At 35.0% G+C, this 20,871-nt stretch carries 21 protein-coding genes and 1 pseudogene; 5 read left to right on the forward strand and 17 right to left on the reverse strand.

Features of this window, described 5'->3' with window-relative positions; all coding sequences use genetic code 11:
- Nucleotide 1: 1 nt before the first annotated feature.
- The 15 genes and pseudogenes from CLAN_RS08105 to rsmA form a co-directional block, all read right to left on the reverse strand.
- Nucleotides 2-256 (reverse strand): AbrB/MazE/SpoVT family DNA-binding domain-containing protein, encoded by a 255-nt coding sequence (locus CLAN_RS08105; protein ID WP_086225263.1) that lies wholly within the window; start codon nt 254-256, stop codon nt 2-4.
- Nucleotides 257-386: 130 nt separating this feature from the next.
- The gene (locus CLAN_RS08110) at nt 387-1,583 is read right to left on the reverse strand and encodes a YcjF family protein (RefSeq protein ID WP_100591014.1); all 1,197 of its coding nucleotides are present in this window, start codon (nt 1,581-1,583) and stop codon (nt 387-389) included.
- A 153-nt stretch (nt 1,584-1,736) separates the two neighbouring features.
- Nucleotides 1,737-2,042 (reverse strand): vWA domain-containing protein, encoded by a 306-nt coding sequence (locus tag CLAN_RS08115; RefSeq protein WP_100591015.1) that lies wholly within the window; start codon nt 2,040-2,042, stop codon nt 1,737-1,739.
- Nucleotides 2,043-2,088: 46 nt separating this feature from the next.
- Nucleotides 2,089-2,811: a hypothetical protein gene (locus CLAN_RS08120; RefSeq protein WP_100591016.1), complete on the reverse strand. Its 723-nt coding sequence runs from the start codon at nt 2,809-2,811 to the stop codon at nt 2,089-2,091.
- 491 nt (nt 2,812-3,302) lie between these two features.
- Nucleotides 3,303-4,007, reverse strand: coding sequence for an SIR2 family NAD-dependent protein deacylase (locus tag CLAN_RS08125; protein WP_100591017.1), 705 nt, complete (start codon nt 4,005-4,007; stop codon nt 3,303-3,305).
- A 66-nt stretch (nt 4,008-4,073) separates the two neighbouring features.
- Nucleotides 4,074-4,349 carry a hypothetical protein gene (locus CLAN_RS08130; RefSeq protein ID WP_147525237.1) on the reverse strand — a complete coding sequence of 92 codons (276 nt, stop codon included), beginning with the start codon at nt 4,347-4,349 and terminating at the stop codon, nt 4,074-4,076.
- Nucleotides 4,350-4,392: 43 nt separating this feature from the next.
- Nucleotides 4,393-4,566, reverse strand: coding sequence for a hypothetical protein (locus CLAN_RS08335; protein WP_167368959.1), 174 nt, complete (start codon nt 4,564-4,566; stop codon nt 4,393-4,395).
- Between the two features lie 175 nt (nt 4,567-4,741).
- Nucleotides 4,742-6,802, reverse strand: coding sequence for a DUF262 domain-containing protein (locus CLAN_RS08135; RefSeq protein ID WP_100591019.1), 2,061 nt, complete (start codon nt 6,800-6,802; stop codon nt 4,742-4,744).
- Nucleotides 6,803-6,863: 61 nt separating this feature from the next.
- Nucleotides 6,864-6,947 (reverse strand): annotated as a pseudogene (locus tag CLAN_RS08140) (arsenate reductase/protein-tyrosine-phosphatase family protein); the annotation flags it as partial.
- A 34-nt stretch (nt 6,948-6,981) separates the two neighbouring features.
- Nucleotides 6,982-7,497 (reverse strand): pyridoxamine 5'-phosphate oxidase family protein, encoded by a 516-nt coding sequence (locus tag CLAN_RS08145; protein WP_086243323.1) that lies wholly within the window; start codon nt 7,495-7,497, stop codon nt 6,982-6,984.
- Nucleotides 7,498-7,510: 13 nt separating this feature from the next.
- Nucleotides 7,511-8,377 carry a restriction endonuclease gene (locus tag CLAN_RS08150; RefSeq protein ID WP_059434219.1) on the reverse strand — a complete coding sequence of 289 codons (867 nt, stop codon included), beginning with the start codon at nt 8,375-8,377 and terminating at the stop codon, nt 7,511-7,513.
- 5 nt (nt 8,378-8,382) lie between these two features.
- Nucleotides 8,383-9,147 (reverse strand): pseudouridine synthase, encoded by a 765-nt coding sequence (locus CLAN_RS08155; protein WP_100591020.1) that lies wholly within the window; start codon nt 9,145-9,147, stop codon nt 8,383-8,385.
- The gene (locus CLAN_RS08160; RefSeq protein ID WP_096016272.1) at nt 9,147-10,103 is read right to left on the reverse strand and encodes a KpsF/GutQ family sugar-phosphate isomerase; all 957 of its coding nucleotides are present in this window, start codon (nt 10,101-10,103) and stop codon (nt 9,147-9,149) included. The genes CLAN_RS08155 and CLAN_RS08160 overlap by 1 nt, the downstream gene beginning before the upstream one ends.
- Nucleotides 10,104-10,160: 57 nt before the next feature.
- A complete protein-coding gene (locus tag CLAN_RS08165; RefSeq protein WP_100591021.1) occupies nt 10,161-12,122 on the reverse strand; it encodes a ribonuclease J in 1,962 nt (653 codons plus the stop codon).
- A complete protein-coding gene (rsmA, locus tag CLAN_RS08170) occupies nt 12,088-12,897 on the reverse strand; it encodes a 16S rRNA (adenine(1518)-N(6)/adenine(1519)-N(6))-dimethyltransferase RsmA (RefSeq protein ID WP_100591022.1) in 810 nt (269 codons plus the stop codon). Before rsmA ends, CLAN_RS08165 begins: the two co-directional genes overlap by 35 nt.
- 63 nt (nt 12,898-12,960) lie before the next feature.
- Between rsmA and hisF the strand changes: the two genes are divergently transcribed.
- Genes hisF through rlmN form a run of 3 tightly spaced genes read left to right on the forward strand, consistent with a single transcriptional unit; the run spans nt 12,961 to nt 15,355 of the window.
- Complete coding sequence (gene hisF, locus CLAN_RS08175; protein WP_100591023.1) at nt 12,961-13,722, forward strand: imidazole glycerol phosphate synthase subunit HisF; 762 nt, start codon at nt 12,961-12,963, stop codon at nt 13,720-13,722.
- Between the two features lie 50 nt (nt 13,723-13,772).
- Nucleotides 13,773-14,282 carry a phosphorylase family protein gene (locus CLAN_RS08180; RefSeq protein ID WP_100591063.1) on the forward strand — a complete coding sequence of 170 codons (510 nt, stop codon included), beginning with the start codon at nt 13,773-13,775 and terminating at the stop codon, nt 14,280-14,282.
- Nucleotides 14,279-15,355 (forward strand): dual-specificity RNA methyltransferase RlmN, encoded by a 1,077-nt coding sequence (rlmN, locus tag CLAN_RS08185; RefSeq protein WP_096026433.1) that lies wholly within the window; start codon nt 14,279-14,281, stop codon nt 15,353-15,355. Before CLAN_RS08180 ends, rlmN begins: the two co-directional genes overlap by 4 nt.
- Before the next feature lie 97 nt (nt 15,356-15,452).
- Here rlmN and CLAN_RS08190 read toward each other — a convergent pair whose 3' ends face one another.
- Nucleotides 15,453-16,415 (reverse strand): pseudouridine synthase family protein, encoded by a 963-nt coding sequence (locus tag CLAN_RS08190; protein WP_100591024.1) that lies wholly within the window; start codon nt 16,413-16,415, stop codon nt 15,453-15,455.
- A gap of 80 nt (nt 16,416-16,495) precedes the next feature.
- Here CLAN_RS08190 and purB point away from each other — a divergent pair, with 80 nt between their 5' ends.
- Together purB and CLAN_RS08200 are read left to right on the forward strand one after the other, a co-directional pair.
- Nucleotides 16,496-17,827, forward strand: a complete 1,332-nt coding sequence (gene purB / locus CLAN_RS08195) for an adenylosuccinate lyase (protein ID WP_100591025.1) — start codon at nt 16,496-16,498, stop codon at nt 17,825-17,827.
- A 20-nt stretch (nt 17,828-17,847) separates the two neighbouring features.
- Nucleotides 17,848-20,226, forward strand: coding sequence for a ribonucleoside-diphosphate reductase subunit alpha (locus CLAN_RS08200; protein ID WP_100591026.1), 2,379 nt, complete (start codon nt 17,848-17,850; stop codon nt 20,224-20,226).
- A 39-nt stretch (nt 20,227-20,265) separates the two neighbouring features.
- On the opposite strand, the gene ruvC is transcribed toward CLAN_RS08200, so the two are convergent.
- Nucleotides 20,266-20,739 (reverse strand): crossover junction endodeoxyribonuclease RuvC, encoded by a 474-nt coding sequence (ruvC, locus tag CLAN_RS08205; RefSeq protein ID WP_167368972.1) that lies wholly within the window; start codon nt 20,737-20,739, stop codon nt 20,266-20,268.
- Between the last annotated feature and the right edge of the window lie 132 nt (nt 20,740-20,871).

The following is a 20,871-nucleotide window of genomic DNA, read 5'->3' on the forward strand; positions in this document are numbered from 1 at the left end:
TCTACCACTCCCAGTCTTTTTGTTCTACATCACAAGTGGCAAAATCATCTATTAAATCACTTTTATCGTTTTTAGCCAGCTCTCTTAGCTTTTTTGTATCCCAGCTTGAAATTTTGCTAGTTTTAAGAGGCTTTATAAGCAGTCCGTCTTTTAAAATCTCCAAGCTTACTTTATCAAAACCAAAATGCTCTATTATATTTTTTGGTATTCTTATGCCTTTTGAAGTGCCGATTGAGATTATATTTGCAGTAGTCATTTGCTCTCCTTTTTATAATTATAAAATAATTATTTTTAAAAAGAGATAAAAGATTTTTAATCTAAGAAATTCTAGAATTTCCTAGCTAGCATGGCAGCTAAGGGATTCTAGAATTAAATTTAAGTAAAGATTATTTACTAGCTATGTTCTTAGCATCATCTGGAAAAAAGACTTTTGCTTTGTCCCAATATTCTTTTAAAATATCAGGACTTATTGAGCTTATAGCGTTTTCTAGCTCATCAAAGTTATCATCTAAGTATGAAAGATACGCATGTCCCATTAGCTTTGTTGTGGTTGTTGCTATTGTAGCATTCATTGTGCCACCTGCTATTGAGCCAAGACCTGGGATTATTTTGAATAGCGAACCTACAGCTAGTTTTACACCAAAACCGGCACCAGCCACACCAGCAAAGGCAATAGCTAGTTTTTTAGCGGTATCAGCTGACATATCAAGTCCATAAGCATTGCTAACATGAGCAATCATGCCTATTTGCGTAGGCAAAAGCAAGACAAAATCACTAAATGGTATAGGTGCAGCAGTCACGCCTCCTGCAGCTATTGAATAGTGATTTATTAGCTCTCTTGCGTGTTCTCTTGCTGCATTTTGTCTTAGTTCTTCATTGTATTTTTGATGTCTAGCAAAAGCTGTATTTTGACCCTTAGGAAGTAGAGCATAAGTCTTTTCAATAAGCCCATCATTGCCTTTATTATCTTTTATAAGACCTAGTCTTTTTTTGATTTCGCCCTCATCATCTTCTACTTCTAGAGCTCTTACTCTTTGAAAATACTTATCATCATTTATACTAAGTTCTTTTTTTACAATATCGGAGAATTTCACACCTTTTTCATCAGCATCTTGTATTGCTTTTGTGATAATTGTAATTACTGGCAAATCAAACTCTTTAAAAATTTTGTGAAACTCTTTTTCTCCTTCTTCTATGCGTCTATTGCCTTCTGGGATACATAGCCAAGCGATGTGAATTTGCTCATATACTGGTTTGGTTTTTTGCTCTTTTAGTAAATCTCTTATTTGAGATACAGTCTCATCGAAAGCAGCCATTTCAAGCCCTTTTGTATCAAAAATGCTAAAATTATTTGTTATTTGGTATTGTTCTATGTTTTGTGTAAGTGGCTTGCCAGAACCAGTAGGTGCTACCTCGCTACCAAAAACAGCATTTATTAGCGTGCTTTTACCTGCGCCAGTTTTGCCAGCGATTAATACATTTAGATTTTTAGAAGTCTCTTTTTTAACTTGCTCAAAAATCCCCTTAGCTTTGTTTAATAAATCCTCAAGATTATATTTTTTTTCTTGTGCATTTTCTGCCATTTTATCTCCTTTTTTTAAAAAATTTGTCAATTATACCCCCCCCCATAAATATTTAGTTAATGGTGGTTAAAAATAATTTACTATATATTTAAAATTCCGTAAGGAATTCTAAAATTCCCTAGCGAATTTGGCTAGCTAGCTCGCCTAAGACTTTCACATTTTTCCATCATATAAAAAATGCTTATCAAAGTAGTCAAGCGCCTTTGATTTTTCTATAATGTCTAGCAAGAAAAAGCGATTTTCTTGCTCTCTTTGCTTATCCATTTTTCCCATGATTCTTTGGCTAACCTCGCCAAAATTCCCATCGCTAATTACTAGCAAATCGCTTTTTTCAAACTCATCTTTGCTCATCATCTCCACGCCTTTTTCTAGTGCCTTGCCTACACCTGTACTACCTGCTATTAGCACATTTAGATCGTAGTTTTGCGTTTTGTTTTTGCTTAGCTCAGTTTTTGCCATAGCGATGATCTCTTCAAAATTTACATTTACTTCGTTTATTTGCCCCTTAGAATTCTAGATTTTCTATGCTTAGGCTAGGAAACTGCGCTTTTAGGGCTTGGTTTGCTCTTTTTAGCTCAGCCCAAAGTAGTAGTTTTGAGCCTAGTTTTTGTTCTTTTAGTAGCTCTGCAGCTGTCTTTAACGCACTCTTAAAGCTCCCATCACTCTCATTATCAAGCAGACTAGCGACATTAGTACCCACCTTGCTTACTAGCTTATCAGCCTTAAAGATATAAAGCGCATTAGTAAAAAGTACGCTAACACCATTTGATCTATCTTTAGCAAAACTTTCTATCTTACTAGCAGTATCAAGTAGCTCAGTTTTTGCTTTTTGGTGGCTTAGCTTGCTAGCCTGCTCTTTTAGCAGTTTGCCAAACTGAGAGTTTATACTCTCATTTGAAAACTCAGAGCAGACTATATCAATGATACCAAATAACAGCGAATCGCACTCACTAATAGCATTTAGACCTTTGTCTATAAGCTCCAAGTCTTTATCGATTTCTACACTTTGTCTATCTAGCTCTGCATCAATTTCTTCATCGCTCATTTTTTCAAAGTCTAGCTCTTTTTGCTCTCTAGGCTCATCATCAGCAAACGACTCACCCAGCTCATCACTAGCAAGGCAGATTTTCTCAAAATCCTCGCAGATTTTTTTAACCCCAGCATTTAGCACTTCAGTGATTTTGGCTCTATCGCCACATTGTAGTTCAGTTAAGATTGTTTGTAGCATATTTGCTCCTTTTAGTAAAATTGTAAGCGTATTTTACAAGAAGCATGCGACATATAATGTCGTAAAATGATAAAAGAGAAAATAATTTTAAAAAATTTTTATGTTTTCTAGTAAATGTAAATGAAAGATTGAAATTTAGTAGCTTTTATTATTAAATAGGTGTATAGTTTGTAAATTATACAACCTTGTTAGCAAATACATAGCGTGAGTAATTACCGCGCTATTTATTTATCGCTTCATAGATAAAATAACAGCGTGGTAAGTAATCTTTTTGCATTTTTTTATCGTTTAGTGAGCAGGTAAAACCTTTACAATTATGAAATATGCGACATTGATTTTTAAGATTTGCTGACTTATCTAAGAGCTGATTAAAAGCCCTAACTCCATTAAACATGTTTTCTGTGTTTTCTACACTACTTACACCCAGTATCCAATATGGATATTAAAACAAGCGCATCTCTTAAGCTCTATATAGCTATTTTGCTAAAACTCTAGCTAAAAAACTTCTCTATATCAGCTTCTATTTTTGGCGCAGCTGTTGTGGCTTTTTCTATGTAGCATTTGTTAAATGCGTGGTCTATATCGCTTTTATCAAGGTTGTTTAAAATGCTATTTTTAGCAAAAATACTAAAGTCTGCCACATCTAGCACCTGCCCACTAGTGCCAATGCACACAAATAGCGAGTCCTTGGCCTTTCTAAGCGCATTTAGCTCATTATAAAGCACCTTATAAAATGGAGCTTGTTCGCCAAACATAACGATATTGTGGCGAAACTTCTTACACCCACATTTACAAATATGCTCTTTGGCATTTATCGCCTCGTAGCCGATATATTCTATTTTTTTGCAATGCTCACAGTAAATCTCAGGCAAAAATCCGTGTAAATGAACGACATCCATGCAGCCTGCCCGCTCTAACAAATCATCTACATTTTGCGTTAGTACTGCGATTTGCTCGGGGTATTTTGCCTTTATACGAGCTATCATGCGGTGAGCCTCATTTGGCTCGCACTCTGCTAGCTGAGCCCTACGCTTGTCGTAAAAGTCCAGCACTTTTTGCCTATCTTTTTTAAAACCCCTAGCTGAGCAAACCTCTTCTATATCATACTCTTCCCAAAGTCCATCACTGTCTCTAAAAGTCCTTAGCCCACTCTCAGCTGATAATCCAGCACCACTTAAAATAAGCACTTTTTTCATCTTTACTCCTTAAAAATACTAATAACTCTAGCCAAAATTTCAGACTATTTTTATAGCTGCAAATACCTATTTTACCAGCTCTTTTAGCCCTTCAAGCACCTTTACCATAGCCAGTGTATCTAGTCCGCAATAAGCTAGTAGCTCTTTGCGTTTTTTGGCGATTTTCTCATCAAAGCTCGCGCCCTCCCACTCAATGCGCTCTCCGCCTTTAAATAGCTCGCACGCTAGCTCACCAACTTCATTTCCACGCTCAAAAACAGTCTCCAAGCTCACATCAGGCGCAAACACGCTCTCATCGCCCTTGCGGTGTTTGCTTAGCCACAGTAGCTTAGGACACTGCATACCATTTATATATAGAGATTTTGAGATACCAATTTTTATCCTTTCATTTTATTATACCAGCTAGGAACGGCGCAATTACAGCCACTAAACATACATCAGGCTCAAAGAGCGAACTCATATCGGCAATAAGATTAGTATCGATATCGCCTAGATACACGCTCTCATCTTTTACAAGAGCTTTTAGCTGGACTAGACTTTGTGGCTGATATTCTTTCATCTAGAATTCCTTTGATTTTATAAATTTTATAGGAATTCTAGCATATAAAGCAGACTATTTATTGTCAGTTTTATATTTTATTAGTGGCATTATTAGGCACAATGCTAGAATTATTAGTTATTTAGCCATTACAGCAAAGCATTAGAAACTCTAGAATTCTTTTATATTAAATCTTTTATTTATTATCCCTTGGTTTTTCTTTGCCATGAATTAAATAATGTTCTTGTTCTTCGCTAAATTCAATACCCCAGTGATCTTTCATAAAATCTATAAGGCTTTTACTGCGCTTATAAATTATATCAGCATTCCAAACTTGGTAATTTTTTTCTATATCTTGCGCTGAATAACAATCTTTTTTATATGATAAACATTTAGTTAAAAAATCATGGTTACCAAGTTTTATGTTTTCACTATTGGCAATAGGCAAAAGATTTCCCAAGAGATTTCTTAAAATATTTTTATCTTTATCATCGAAGTTATCAAATTCATTCCAATCATTTTCTTTTGGAGTTTGTGGATATATATGTTCTATGGTAAGCGTTTTGCCTTCATCGCTTTTATTTTTAGACCACCATTCTTTATTTAAAAACATTTTGCCACCATGCTTTTCTTTAAATAGCTCTCTTTCATATTCATAAAGAAAATATCTACAACCATCCCAAGTATAAAATCCTTTATTTTCATCTTTATTAAAAATATCTCTTATACGCTGAATAAATTGTTCAGTATGCTTTACTTTCTCTTGTTCTATTCTATTTTGAAATTCTAATTTTATCTTAGATAGCTCTGTTTTATCTGTATAAAACTCGTGGTTTAGCTTTTGAAAGGTAGTGATTTCGTGAGATGTGTATTCTTTACCAAACACAAAAGTAAGAAATATATATTTTTCTACAATCTCCAAGAAATCACACGCTTCACTTATATTTAATTTTCCATTATCAAGTTTAAGGAAAATGCTAGCAATCAATGGTCTAAAATGCCTCATTTTTAGCATATTTAATCTAAAAATTATATTTTTTAGTCTTTCTAATTTTAGACTACTACAGATTAATTTTATTTCATCATCAATCCAAGTCCAAGCCCAATATTTAGAAAATTCGCCTATTTTATCTGCGTATTCATTAATATCACTCATTTCTAGTTTTGTGATATTAGTGTTTGATTCATAATTGCTTTTTGAGCTTTGTCCATCATTTGCTCCATCATCTATATCATCACTCTCTCTTGTATTATTTTCAGATTCTTCTGTTGTATCAGGCTTTTCGCCATATACTTTACCAATATAAAATTTGTAATCCAGCAAAGAACTTTTGTAAGGTTCTTTTTTGCCTTTATTTGGTTCTCCGTAATATACGAGCCAATGGTCTTTTAAAAACTCATCATCGTTTAGTGGGTACTCAATATCTTTGCCAAGATTTCTATATATTTCTGCCCATCGGTCATTTATGTTTATTCTAGGTTCATTTTGTTCTCCATTATCTCTTCTATTTATAAGTGTTATTAGATATAGTAAGCGATTTTTTAAAAGCTCTAATGTACTTAGTGGTTTACCGCGGTTATTCATTGACTCAAAAGTAATATACACATCCTCTTCATTTTCTATTATATATACGCTAAATGATAATTTATTCTTTAATTTTGTAAAAATTGTGTTTAAGTCTTTATCACTTAAATTTTTTATTTTTTCTTTGAAAAAATCTTTTGCTTCTTTTAGATTTTTTGCGTATAAGTTTGTCGCATCTTTGTCTTTATTTGACTCGTATTCAAAAATATTATTAGTCATAAATCCATAATTATCATTCTTTTTTTCATAACAAAAGAAAAAGACAGGATCTTTTCCATCAGATTGTTTCAAAATCCATCTACTTTTTAGCTCATTTGATGGCGAATCATCTAGTTCTAAATTTTTACTTATAGCTAAGTTTAATAATTCATTTAGCAAAATGAAAATTGTAGTAAGTCTTTGTTGACCATCTACAACATAATATAAGCCATCACCTTCTTTTATAGCACCTTTAATTTGATTATATTCCTCTTTTTTTTCCCACACTTTTTGCTCAATTTTTTCTAAGCTAATTGTACCTGTATAGTGTTTTTGCTCACCTTTTATAGAAATTAAATCCTTCCAAAAATCTTTTCGTTGTTTCTCTCCCCAAGAATAGCCACGCTGGTAATCTGGAATTCTTAGTATTTTATTACAAATTTCATTCAATGTTTTTACATCGTTTTGTGGCATTTTTATCTCCCTTGATTTTGATTCTAAGAATTCTAGAATTTCCTAATTTTAACTTAAAAAAATTAAGCGCCTTTCTTGCGATGCCTTCAGCCAAAGGCGAGCGACAAATATTACCAAGACATACAAACAAAATTGATTTAACCATTAACACCTCTTTATATTTTGCTTTAAAATATCATTTATTTGATAATCTTTGCTTTAGCACTTAAATGCTCTATTTTTAATTCATAAATATTGATTTTACTTAGCGATCCAATCGCCGCAGTATCAAAATAATCCATATAATTTGGCGTATATTTTTTACACAATAGCTCCAAAGCTTTTATCTTTTGACTCTCATTAGTAACTTCATAAGCCTTAGTTTTGGCTATCGCACTTTGATATTCAGTAGTAAAAACCCTACTCCCAAGCTCACTAGCACTATCTTTGATACTCTCACAATACTCATAGCTAGGTGTGGGGACTCTGTTATGGCTAACGGCGACTAACTCTACGATTTTACCATCTTTATATAATCTAGCTTTTGAGCCAGTTTTTGCTCCGTGGATATAAATACTCATACCATCTCTAGCTATAGAAATAGGGATACTAAATATCTCATTATTTTCATCTATACAGCTAAGAGTCGCATACTGACACTCATCGATAATCTTCAAGGCAATCTCTTGATCTAATTCACGATCACTTCGGCGCATAATTATTCTTTTATTAAATTTCTTGTTCAAAAAAATCAGCGTCTATTTTATAAATTTTCTTGATCTCTTTGACTTCCACGCCAACTTCATATTTTAGCATCAAATCAGTAAGTCTGTATTTATCTATCAAAACTATAGAATAATTTTGATGTTCTTTAGCAAATTCTATAGCTTCTTTTGTAAATGTTGAAGTAGTTATAAAAAGCCCTTTTGTTGTTGGTTTATTTGAAAGCGCTCCTGCAAATGCTTGAAGCGCATCACGACCGATTTTACCCTTATCATAACGTTTAGCTTGTATATAAATTTTAGAAAATCCAAATAAATCTTCATTTATAATACCATCTATCCCGCCATCTGCACCATTTTGGGTTAAACTAGAGCCACCCACGTCATAGCCTATCTTTTTCATAAGCTCCAAAGCCAAATTCTCAAAAAATCTAGGCTCACGCTCTAAAATTCGACTAATGATCTCATCTTTCACTTCTAAATGTATCTCTTCGATATTTGCTTCTAGGTTTTCATCTGGAGTTTGGATATCGTCTACTAAATTTTGGTTTGTCGGCGTCTTGTCATAAAACCATTTATTAAATTTATTTTCATCTTTGCTAAGTTGTATTCCAAATTCAGTAATTTTGTACTCGCCTCTCATGATGCGATTTATACTACCATTTGTTTTATCAGAACCCATTAAATAAGTAATAGCCCAATCTGCCCTATTTTTATATAATTGCTGTCCTCGTTTTGTAGTTTTTTCCAAATCCTCTTGACTAAATTTATAATAATCAGCTACAAAAGCATAAACATCTTGACGAGTAAAAACATCTTTACTCATAGCAAATTTCAAAATTACAAAAGCCATTTCATTAAATTTTGGAACCATCTTACTTAATACCTCACTTTATTTTGCTTTAAAAAATCTCTTAAATCATCATATTCGGAGTTTGTAAAATACCGCCATTTCCCCTCGCCTAATTGATCCAAGCTAACCCTACCAAAGCTAACTCGCTTTAGATCCATAACCTCTAAATCAAAATAGCCAAAAAACCTTCTTAACTCTCTATTTTGCCCCTCATTTATGATGACTTTTAGCCTTGTGTAGCCACCACTTTGGCTTATGATTCTATAGGCTAAAAATGGTTTAAATTCCATTGAAATTTGCTTTGTTTTAGCGTGAGCTCCTTTGGTAGCATCCTTAGCGAAAAAGCCTTCACGCATCGCATTTATCACTTGTTCTGTGATATTGCCTTTAATTTTTAGGTAGTATTCACGCTCTATATCACTATCCATAAGAGCCTGAGCAATCACAGGAGCGTCAGTCAAAAGCAAAAGCCCCTCACTAGCAAAATCTAGCCTACCGATACTAATAAATTTAGAAAATCCCCGTGGCAAACTATCATAAATCGTCCTTCTACCACGATCATCTCTTTTGGTTACTAGCTCACCTTTTGGCTTGTTATAGAGTATGACGCTAAATTCTTTTTTGAGTTTAACTAGCCTTGAGCCGATTCTTACCTTATCGCCATCTTTGATATCGGTTGATAAGTCGCTTATAATTCGCCCATTTATACTGACCTTACCAGCCTTGATAAGCTCATCAGCCTCACGGCGTGAGTAGTTTGTATTGTGTGAAATGAATTTATTGATACGCATTATAATCCTAAACTAGTTAGATCATGGATATGTAAGGCTCCAATTGGTTTTTTCTCTTTGGTGATGATTAGAATTTGGATTTTATACTCTTCGATTAGCTTTAAAGCATCATAGGCTAAGGTATTTTCATCTTCTAGCACTTTTGGGTTTTTGGTGGCAAATTTAATAGCCTTATCATTTATATCGAAATTCTCGCTACTCAAAGCACGCCTCAAATCCCCATCACTCAAAATCGCCACCAATTCGCCTTTGGAATTCGTAAGCAGCACGCTCCCAAGCTTGCCATGAGTCATGGAATCTATAGCATATTTTAGGCTAACTTCATCGCTAACTATAGGTAAATTTGTTTTTCTCATCGCTTCGCTAACTTTGAGATATAGTCTTTTACCTAAGCTTCCCCCAGGATGAAACATAGCAAAATCCTCTTTTTGAAAATTCCTTAATCTCATCAAACAAACAGCCAAAGCATCGCCAAAAGCCAGAGTCAGCGTAGTAGATACAGTAGGCGCAGCATCAAAAGGACACGCCTCACGGATGATATCTAAGTTTAAATTTGCGTTGCTTAAATTTGCTAGGCTTGAGCCGCTTTTTGACATACCAATTATTGTGATATTACGCCTTTTGATATGTGGCAAAATCGCCAAAAGCTCGCTACTTTCGCCACTATAGCTGATAGCCAAAACAGCGTCTTTATCCCCTATCATACCTAAATCCCCGTGTAAGGCCTCAGTCGGATGGATAAAAAAGCTAGGCGTCCCGGTGCTTGCTAAGGTTGCGGCGATTTTCGCACCGATATGGCCACTTTTTCCCACGCCTGTTACGATGAGTTTGCCAGAGCAATTTTGTATCAAATTCACCGCCTTTTCAAACTCACTACCGATCAAATTCGCTTGTCGCTCCAGCTCTTTGGCTTCTAAGCTCAAAACTTCCCTTGCTATATCTACAATTTTCATAATCAAACTCCAAATTCTATTGCTAAAATCATAATTTCACCCTAAAAATTGGGGCTAATCTCACATTAAATATACAACCGGTACGATTGTTGGATATTTTTTGAGTTTTCTAAATATATGCTTTCTGATAACTTGGCGAATTTGATTTTCTAGAGCTTTTTGATCGTTTAGTAGCTCATCTTTTATATTTGTTAAAAATTGAAGTAGTATCTCTTCAAGCTCTTTGCTTAAATTTCTTGTCTGTTTTTCGCTCACTAAGCCATAGCTTATAACTCTATTGTGTATTAGCCTTTTTGCGTTTTTGTCAATTTGTGAGATTATTGTTATAACTCCCGCTTCGGCAAGTTTTTGGCGATCGATTACGACATCATCGGCGATCTGTTTGTTTATCTGATTATCTATAAATACCTTACCAGTTTTAACTGTTTTTACTCTTTTGATATGGCGTTGGCAAACCTCAACTTGATCTCCATCGCTCATCAAATATATATTTCTCTCATCAATCCCACAGCTCATCGCTGTCTCTTTGTGTTTGACTATGTGATTATACTCGCCATGAACTGGAAGGAAAAATTTAGGTTTAATCAGCCTTAGCATAAGCTTTTGCTCCTCTTGGGCTGCGTGTCCGCTTACATGAATTTCGCTAAAATCTTGATGAGCTACACTTGCTCCACTTTTTAATAAGAAATTCAAAATCGTTGATACGCTAGTTTCATTGCCAGGAATTGCTTTGGAACTGATGATTACTTGATCACTTGGCTTGATTTTGATATATTTATGCTCATCAGTTGCCATCCTATATAGAGCGCTCATTGTCTCACCTTGACTGCCTGTTGTGACTATTAAAACCTCATTATCTGGATATTTGACAACTTCATTTGCATCGATAAAAATCTTGCGATCTAAATTCACATATCCAAGCTCGATAGCCGTCCATAGATTTCTCTCCATACTTCTGCCTATCACGCAGACTTTACGGCCATATTTTATACCACGCTCGATAGCTTGATAAACTCTATGAATATTTGAGCTAAATGTACTCATTATCACCCTGCCCTTAGCGGTAGCAAATATAGAATCAAAGGTCTTTCCAACGCTACTTTCACTCTTTGTAATTCCATCTTTGTAGCTGTTTGTAGAGTCGCTTAATAAGCACAAAACGCCCCTTTCGCCATAATATGCTAAGCGATTTAAATCCGTTGGATAGCCATCGATTGGGGTGTGATCGATCTTGAAATCGCCAGTGTGGATTATAGTTCCAGCCTTTGTAGTTATGGCTAACGCACTAGCATCGATTATAGAGTGAGTGATATGTATAAGCTCAAATTCAAATTCCCCAAGCTCATAGACCTTGCGCTTTTCAATCGGGCGAAAGTAGCTTCTATAAGATTTTAATCCATGCTCTTCAAATTTATTGCTTATCATCCCCAATGGAAGTGGCGTAGCATAAATTGGGAATTGAAATTCTTTGAAAAAATATGGCACCGCACCGATATGATCTTCGTGTGCGTGAGTGATGATAATGCCTCTGATTTTGTCTTTGATCTTTCTAACATAGTCAAAATCTGGCACCAAAATATCCACGCCATGCATACTCTCAGTAGGAAAACTCATACCGATATCAATGATAATCGCATCGTTATTTGTCTCAAAAATAGTCATATTTCCGCCGATTTCACCAAGCCCTCCAAGCGGAGTTATGGTGATTTTATGCTCGGCTGAATTTAGATATTTCAAAGGCTCAAGACGCAACTCATGACTAGCCTTATTTGCTTCTATGGCGGCTTTCATATCTTTTTGCCACTCTTCGTTGCCACTGATTTTTACTGTTGGATTGCTATTTTTGCGGCGCTTTTTAGCTTTTTTGGTTTGCTCTTTTGACTCGTCAGTTTTAGTGGTTTCATCAATTTGTGAATTTTGATCCACAACTGCGTGTTTCGCCTCTTTTTTTAGATTATCTTTATGATTGCGATATCTTCTTTTTTTGCTAGGTTTTTCGCTTTGATTTTTCTCTTCGTTCATTTTTGGCCTCTTTAAATAGTTTTAAATACAAGGCGACACAAAGCTCATGTGGGCGAATCGTAAGTGACAAATTCTCTTTAGTCAAAAAGCCATCTATAAGAGCTTTTGGGGTAGAGATTGATAAATTTTTTAATAAGGTTTTACGAGGAGATGAGAAGGCAGATTTGAGAAATCTCTCAAATTCTAAAGCCTCAAATCCTTGTAATAAATCCCTATTTTTAATAATCCTAATAACCGCTGAGATAACCTTTGGCTGGGGATCAAACGCAGTTTCTGGCACATCAAAAAGCAACTCCACATCGCCCTTTATCTGAGCTAGAATTGACAATGCGCTAAACTCGCTATCTCCGGCCTTAGCACTAAATTTCAAGGCTACCTCTTTTTGTATCATGACCACAAGCCCCTTACACCTAATATCACTAAGCGACTTTAAAATTATATTTGTCGCTACATAATAGGGTAAATTCGCAACCAAAAAATAGTCTTGCCTAGCTATCTCATCCCATGATTTAAGAGCATCGGCGTTGATTATTTTCAGCTTTTGATCTGAAATTTCACTAGAAAATTTATCTAATAAAATCTCATAAAGCTCACTATCAATCTCAAAACACTCGATTTTCCCACTAAGTTCAACAAGCTTTTGTGTTAAATCACCTAAGCCAGGCCCAATCTCTACAATCCTATCTAAATTATTGGGAATCGCTTGGATGATTTTGGCTTTTATACTATCATCTATCAAAAAATTTTGGCCAAATTTCTTTTTTGCTTTAATCATGGGTGGCTATTTTAGCTAAATTTGACTGAATTTATAGTAAAATAAAAACAAAAAGTCGTAAAAATGAGAAATTTCGCTAAAAGAATAATCCCGTGTTTAGATGTCAATAATGGTAGAGTTGTCAAAGGCGTCAATTTCATAGGTTTAAGAGATGCCGGCGATCCGATTGAAGTAGCCAAAAGATATAATGATGAAGGCGCTGATGAGCTATGCTTTTTAGATATTACTGCTAGTAGCGATGGTAGAGATACTATCGTTCATGTAGTAGAAGAGGTGGCAAAACAGCTATTTATCCCGCTGACAGTCGGTGGCGGAATAAGAAAATTAGATGATATCTCAAAGCTATTAAATGTAGGTTGCGATAAGGTTAGCCTAAACTCATCGGCTGTAGATAATCCAAATTTGATATATGAAGCAGCTAAAAAATTTGGCTCTCAATGCGTTGTAGTCGCAATCGATGTCAAAAAAAATAGCAATGGTGGCTACAATGTCTTTGTCCATGGCGGTAGAAAAGATACAGGATTAGGTGCGATAGAGTGGGCAAAAAAAGTTTATGATCTAGGTGCTGGAGAGATACTTCTAACATCAATGGATGCCGATGGGACAAAAAATGGCTATGACTTAGCTATAACTTCTGCTATATCAAATTTAGTTGAAATTCCTGTTATCGCAAGTGGTGGCGCTGGGACTATGGAGCATATCTTAGAAGCGTTTAAAAATGGTGCAGACGCAGCCTTGGCAGCTAGTATATTTCACTATAAAGAGATTGAGATTTCAAAGTTAAAAGAGTTTTTAAAAGCCAATCAAATTGGAGTTAGAATTTGATAAAAAATATCAAAGAAAATAGCGATATTTTAATAGTTTGTGCTGGGGCAATGGAGAGCTTTGAATTTGCCAAAGCAATTGGCATAGGAGTGGTAGAATCAGCGATAAATTTAACCGAAATTTTACTAAATTTAGATAATTTGCCTAAAAAGATTATTTTCATAGGAAGCTGTGGATTATACACAGATGATAAACTACTTGAAATTTACAAAAGCAATCTAGCTTTTAACTATGAAATTGCTGGCATAATGGGCGTTGGCTACACTCCAATTATCTCAAACCAACCGCAAGTTTCACAAGAAACAAATAGGATAAATTCATCAAATTTTATAACCAAATCAAGAGATATCTCTAATAAATTTAAAAATTTAGGATTTATAGCTGAAAATATGGAAGCTTACAGTGTTCAATCTGTAGCAAATAAATTTAATATTGATTTTGAATTTATCTTATGTGCGACAAACTATTGTAACGAAAATGCCCACAATGACTTCATCCAAAACTACCCAAAAGCCAAAAAAATCATCACAAAATATCTAAAATCAGAAGGAATTATATGAAAAATTTGCTTGATTATACTCAAAATGAGTTGGCCAATATCATTAAACCTAAATTTAGAGCAAAGCAAATTTATGAGTGGATATATAAGAAAAATGCTAAATCTTTTGATGAGATGAGTAACTTGCCAAAGGATATTAGAGAGAATTTAAAAGGCGAATTTCAGATTGATCCTTTGAGTTGCGTTAGAAGTGAAATTAGCAAAGATGGAAGCATAAAATATCTATTTAAGCTCCACGATGGCAAGACAATTGAAAGCGTTCTTTTGCCTATGAAAGATGAAATTTTGGATCAAAATGGCAAAGTAGAAAAACACGCTAGATACACTATCTGTGTCAGCTCTCAAGTGGGCTGTAAGATGGGATGTAGCTTTTGTCTAACGGCTAAAGGCGGATTCATCCGTAATCTAAGTGCTGGCGAGATCGTAGGGCAAATTCTATGGATAAAAAGAGAAAATAACATACCTTATGAGAGAAGAGTAAATATCGTATATATGGGCATGGGCGAGCCTCTTGATAATCTAGATAATGTATCAAAAGCTATAAATATTTTAAAAGATAATGATGGTCTAGCTATAGGAGCAAGGCGCCAAACTATCAGCACAAGTGGGTTAGCTACACAGATTAAAAAGCTTGGAGAAATGGATTTGGGCGTGCTTTTGGCTATATCTTTACACGCTGTTACAGATGAATTAAGAGAGAAATTGATGCCGGTAAATAAGGCTTATAATATCGCTAGTGTGATGGATGCTGTGCGTCAATTCCCTATAGATATGAGAAAAAGAGTTATGTTCGAATACCTAATAATGGATAAGATAAATGACAACCTTAGCGACGCAAAAGCCCTTGTAAAGCTACTTCACGGGATTAAAGCAAAGGTGAATTTAATCCTTTTTAATCCACATGAAGGTAGCCCATATCAAAGACCATCGCAAGAAAATGTAGAGAAATTCAGAGATTACCTTCAATCTCGTGGCGTTACATGCACAATTCGTCAAAGTAAAGGGCTTGATATAAGTGCTGCATGCGGCCAATTAAAAGAGCGAAGCAAAGGAGAAAATAGTGCCACTGCTTGATATAATACAATTAATTTTTATCTCAATTGTTGTGATTATCGGATTATTTGGTATGATTTATGTGATTAAATCTGATAATAAATAAATAAATTTAATCTCACAGATTTAATCCAAATTCCATCTTGGAGCTGATATCAAATTCAGCTCCATTATAACTAAATTTGAGCCGATTAGAGTGAAGCATAAGCCTACTTGCTCCAGTTAAATTTATACGCTCATTTTCACTCATTTTACCATCTAAAATTCGCTCTATATCGCCACGCTCAAGCCCATAAATCGGATCGCCTAAAATTTTATGTTTCACATAAAACATATGAAGCCTAATCTGATGCTGCCGCCCTGTTAATGGAACACACTCTATTAAGCTAGTATCACTTTTTGCCTCGTAACTAATCAACCGAAATAGTGTCACAGCACGCTTGCCACTTTCGCAAATTCGCATTCTGGTCTTAATATCATCATAATCATTTGTGATATCCATAGCCTTATCAATCACAAGCCAATCCAAACTATCCAAAAAACCAAATTTACCCACAAAATCCGTATAATTTTCCGCTCTAAATTTATAAAATTCCCCCACTTCAATTTTGCCACTTACAATAGCTAAATAGCTTTTGAAAATCTCTCTATTTTCAAACATTTTTTTAAGCTCTATAGCTGTTTCTTGGCTCTTGCTTACTAAGATTACTCCACTAGTTTCTCTATCTAGTCTATGAGCCACGCAAGCTTTTTTGCCCCATAAAGACCAAATTTCATCACACAAACTATAGCTACAATGCCTACCATTTGGATGAGTCAAAACCCCACTTGGTTTATCAAATACCCCAAATTCCTTGCATTCAAAAATCGGTTTGAGCCCCTTTGGTTCGCACTTATAATCTATCAAAAATATATCCCCATTTGCTACGCTATTTTTCTTAAGCACAGAGCCGAAATTATCTATAATTCGCCCATTATCACATAGCTTTTGAGCCTCTTTCATACAATAGCCTTGAGATATGAGTATTTGATATATCTTTTGACCATAAAATTTGCCGATTTTCATCTTTTCATAAGACATTTATTAACCTAAATTTTATAAGATTTTTTATATAATATCAGATTAAAATTATATAAAAATTTAGCAAAAAAGGTTCTGAAATGGTAGAGAGATATGCCAGGAAAATTATGAGTGATAAATGGAGCTTACAAGCCAAATATGATGCGTGGCTAAGAGTTGAGCTAGCAGCAGTCAAAGCGTGGAATAAGCTAGGATTAATTCCTGATAGTGATTGTAAAAAAATCTGCGAAAATGCTAAATTTGATATTAACCGCATAGATGAGATAGAAAAGACCACCAAACATGATGTAATCGCCTTTTTAACTAGCGTGAGCGAGAGCTTGGGTGAAGAGAGTAGATTTATCCATTTTGGTATGACAAGTAGTGATTGTATCGATACAGCCGTTGCGTTACAGATCAAAGATAGTATGGAGTTAATCTTAGATGATATTAAAATTTTAATGGACACTATCAAAAAAAGAGCTTACGAGCATAAAAACACTCTAATGGTCGGCAGAAGCCACGGAATTCACGGAGAGCCTATAACATTTGGTTTGGTTCTTGCTATTTGGTATGATGAGATCAAAAGAGCCTATGAGCTACTAAACCACTCTAAAAGCGTTATTAGCACTGGTATGATAAGCGGTGCGATGGGTAATTTCGCTCACTCTCCACTTGAATTAGAAGAGCTAGTATGTCAAAACTTAGGCCTAAATCCAGCCCCAGCAAGTAATCAAGTAATCCAAAGAGATCGCTACGCTCAAGTGATATCGGCTCTAGCCATACTAGCTAGTAGTTGTGAGAAGATAGCAGTAGCGATAAGGCACTATCAAAGGACAGAAGTTTATGAAGCTGAGGAGTATTTTAGCCCAGGGCAAAAAGGCTCAAGCGCTATGCCACACAAGAGAAACCCAGTTTTAAGCGAAAATGTAACCGGTCTTTGTAGAATGATTCGTAGCTACGCTATCCCAGCTATGGAAAATGTCGCCCTTTGGCATGAAAGAGATATCAGCCACTCAAGTGTAGAGAGATTTATCTTGCCTGATGCCTTTATCACGAGTGATTTTATGCTAAATAGATTAAATGGAATTTTAGCAAATTTGGTTGTATATCCAGAAAATATGATGAAAAATTTAAATTTAACCGGTGGATTAGTCTTTTCTCAAAGAGTCCTTTTAGAGCTACCAAAACAAGGTGTAAGTAGAGAAGACGCATACAAAATCGTCCAAAGAAATGCTATGAAAGTTTGGGCTGACTTACAAGAGGGTAAAAAAGCTCTTAATGAAAATGGCGAGAGTCTATTTTTACAAAATTTACTAAATGATAATGAGCTTAGAGAAAAACTCAATGAAAATGCGATAAAAGAGTGTTTTGACTACACTTACTATACAAAAAATGTAGATAGAATATTTAAAAGAGTATTTGAAATTTAATATAAAGGCATAACGATAATATGAAAGTTATAAAAAGAAATGGCAGAACTGAAGAGTTAGACATATCTAAAATCAAAAAATACACAAGTGAAGCCGTAGCCGGACTAGATAATGTCAGCTTAAGCGAGCTTGAAGTTGATGCGAAAATTCAATTTCGTGATAATATCACAACTGAAGAGATCCAACAAACTCTCATCAAAACCGCAGTTGATAAGATAGATATCGATCGCCCTAACTGGACCTTTGTCGCAGCTAGGCTATTTTTGTATGATTTGTATCACAAAGCAACTGGATTTAGCGGATATAATAGCCTTGAAAATTATCTAATCAAGGGTGAAAAAGAGGGCAGAATCTTGCTTGGTTTAAAAGAAAAATATGATCTTGATGATCTAAACAACTATATAAAACCAGAGCGAGATATGCAATTTACATATCTTGGGATTAAAACTCTATATGATAGATATCTTATAAAAGACAAAAATGGCAAACCTATAGAGCTACCGCAACAGATGTTTATGGCGATCGCTATGTTTTTGGCTCAAAATGAGCTAGATTCTCAAGGTTGGGCGAAAAAATTTTACGATATCATAAGCAAATTTGAAGTAATGCTAGCAACTCCAACTCTCTCAAATGCTAGAACCACAAGGCACCAACTATCAAGCTGCTATGTTGGAAGCACTCCTGATAATATCGAAGGAATTTTTGATAGTTATAAAGAGATGGCTTTGCTCTCTAAATTTGGTGGTGGTATCGGCTGGGATTGGTGTAAAGTGCGTGCTATGGGCGGTAGCATTGATGGGCATAAAAACGCAGCTGGTGGGATAATACCATTTTTAAAAGTTACAAACGATATCGCAGTTGCAGTCGATCAGCTAGGCACTAGAAAAGGCGCAATAGCAGTTTATATCGAGCCTTGGCATATGGATGTAAGCGACTTTTTGGATCTTCGTAAAAACTCTGGCGAAGAGCGTCGCAGAGCTCATGAATTATTTCCGGCTTTGTGGATAAATGATCTTTTTATGAAAAGAGTGGAGAATAATGAGAGATGGACGCTATTTGATCCAGCTGATACGCCTGATCTTTGTGATCTATATGGCGATAAATTTGAAAAAAGATATCTAGAGTATGAAAATAACCAAGATATCGCTAAAAGCGTAATCCAAGCCAAAGAGTTATGGAAGAAAATTCTTACAAGCTATTTTGAGAGTGGTATGCCGTTTTTATGCTTTAAAGATAGCGCAAATAAGCTAAATCCAAATTCGCACAAAGGCATAATTAGAAGCTCAAATTTATGCACTGAAATCTTCCAAAATACTGAGCCCAATTACTATCAAACTAAGGTAATCTACACAGATGGTAGCTATGATCTATTTGATGAAAATCTAGAAGTAACAGTTGATGGCGGATACACTAAAAAGGCTAAAAAAATTACCGCTTTAGATAGATTAAACAACAAAGATATATTTATAGTAGAAAAAGGCTTAAAAGAGGGCAAAACCGCCGTTTGTAACCTAGCAAGTATAAATTTAAGCAAAATCAACACTCCTGAAGATATAGCAAGAGTTACACCAATAGCCATTAGAATGCTAGATAATGTTATAGATCTAAATTTCTACCCACATGCTAAGGTTAAACACACAAATTTAGCTAGTCGCTCAATAGGCTTAGGCGTTATGGGAGAGGCTGAAATGCTAGCTACAAAGCAGATACAATGGGGTAGCTACGAACACCTTGAAAAAATAGATGAAATAATGGAAAATATCAGCTACAACGCCATTTACGCTTCATCAAATTTAGCCGTAGAAAAAGGAATTTATCCAGATTTTGCTGGCTCAAACTGGAGCAAAGGAATATTCCCAATAGACCTAGCAAATCCAAACGCCAAAGCCCTTGTTAATCGTGGTGGAAGTCTATTTGATGAAGGTAGTTGTGATTGGGCTAAATTAAGAGAAAAAGTCAAAAAAGATGGTATAAGAAATGGCTATTTAATGGCTATAGCACCAACTTCAAGCATAAGTATATTAGTAGGAACGACCCAAACCATCGAGCCAGTATATAAGCGAAAATGGTTTGAGCAAAATCTAAGCGGTATGACCCCTTGCGTAGTCCCAAATTTGAGCCCTGAAACTTGGCAATACTACACTCCAGCTTATGAGCTAGATCAAAGAGTCCTTATCAAAGCAGGAGCAATCCGCCAAAAATGGATAGATCAAGGTCAAAGTCTAAATATATTTATGAGTTTAGATAAAGCTAGTGGAAAATATCTTAGCGATATATATATGCTTGCTTGGAGCTTAGGCGTGAAATCTACATACTATCTAAGAAGTGAAAGCCCAGACTCAAGCCACTTGGATAATAAACCAGTTGATCGTAGCATAGAGTGCGAGGGTTGTCAGTAAAATTCGAATTTACCTAGTTGTAATTGCTAGGTAAATTCATTATTTTACATTAAAACTATGAGTTAAAGCTATTGCTATTGCATCGGTTATATCAAGTGGCTTTATCTCTTTATTTATCCCTAGCATCTTTTTTACCATAAATGCCACTTGCTCTTTGGCTGCCTTTGCCTTGCCTGTGACGGCTTTTTTGATTTGAAGTGGGGTGTATTCACTAAATTCGCCATGAATTTGAAGTATTTTAAGACTAAGAGCACCACGAAATTGAGCGAGTTTTAAGACGGTTTTTGGATTATGAGCATAAAATATATCTTCAATCGCCACCTCATCAATCTTATGCGTTTTAAATATAAGATCTAGCCCTTCGCAAAGTTGGGTTATCTGATATTGTAAGCTATCTTGTTTGATCTTTATAAGTCCGGCTTCTATTAAGATCTTTTTATTACCGACTTTTTCAACTATCGCATAACCGCAATTGCGCGTTCCAGGGTCTATTCCTAAGATTTTCACATATATCCTTTTGAGTTATTCACATTTATTCACATTAGCAAAATTAAATTTAATTTTAAAACCGCTATAATACCATAATAAGTCATTTTTAATTAAATTTTTAGTAGAATATTAGCCAATAAATTTAAAGGGAAAGTA

The sequence above is a fragment of the Campylobacter lanienae NCTC 13004 genome (assembly GCF_002139935.1).
Taxonomy (GTDB): Bacteria; Campylobacterota; Campylobacteria; order Campylobacterales; family Campylobacteraceae; genus Campylobacter; species Campylobacter lanienae.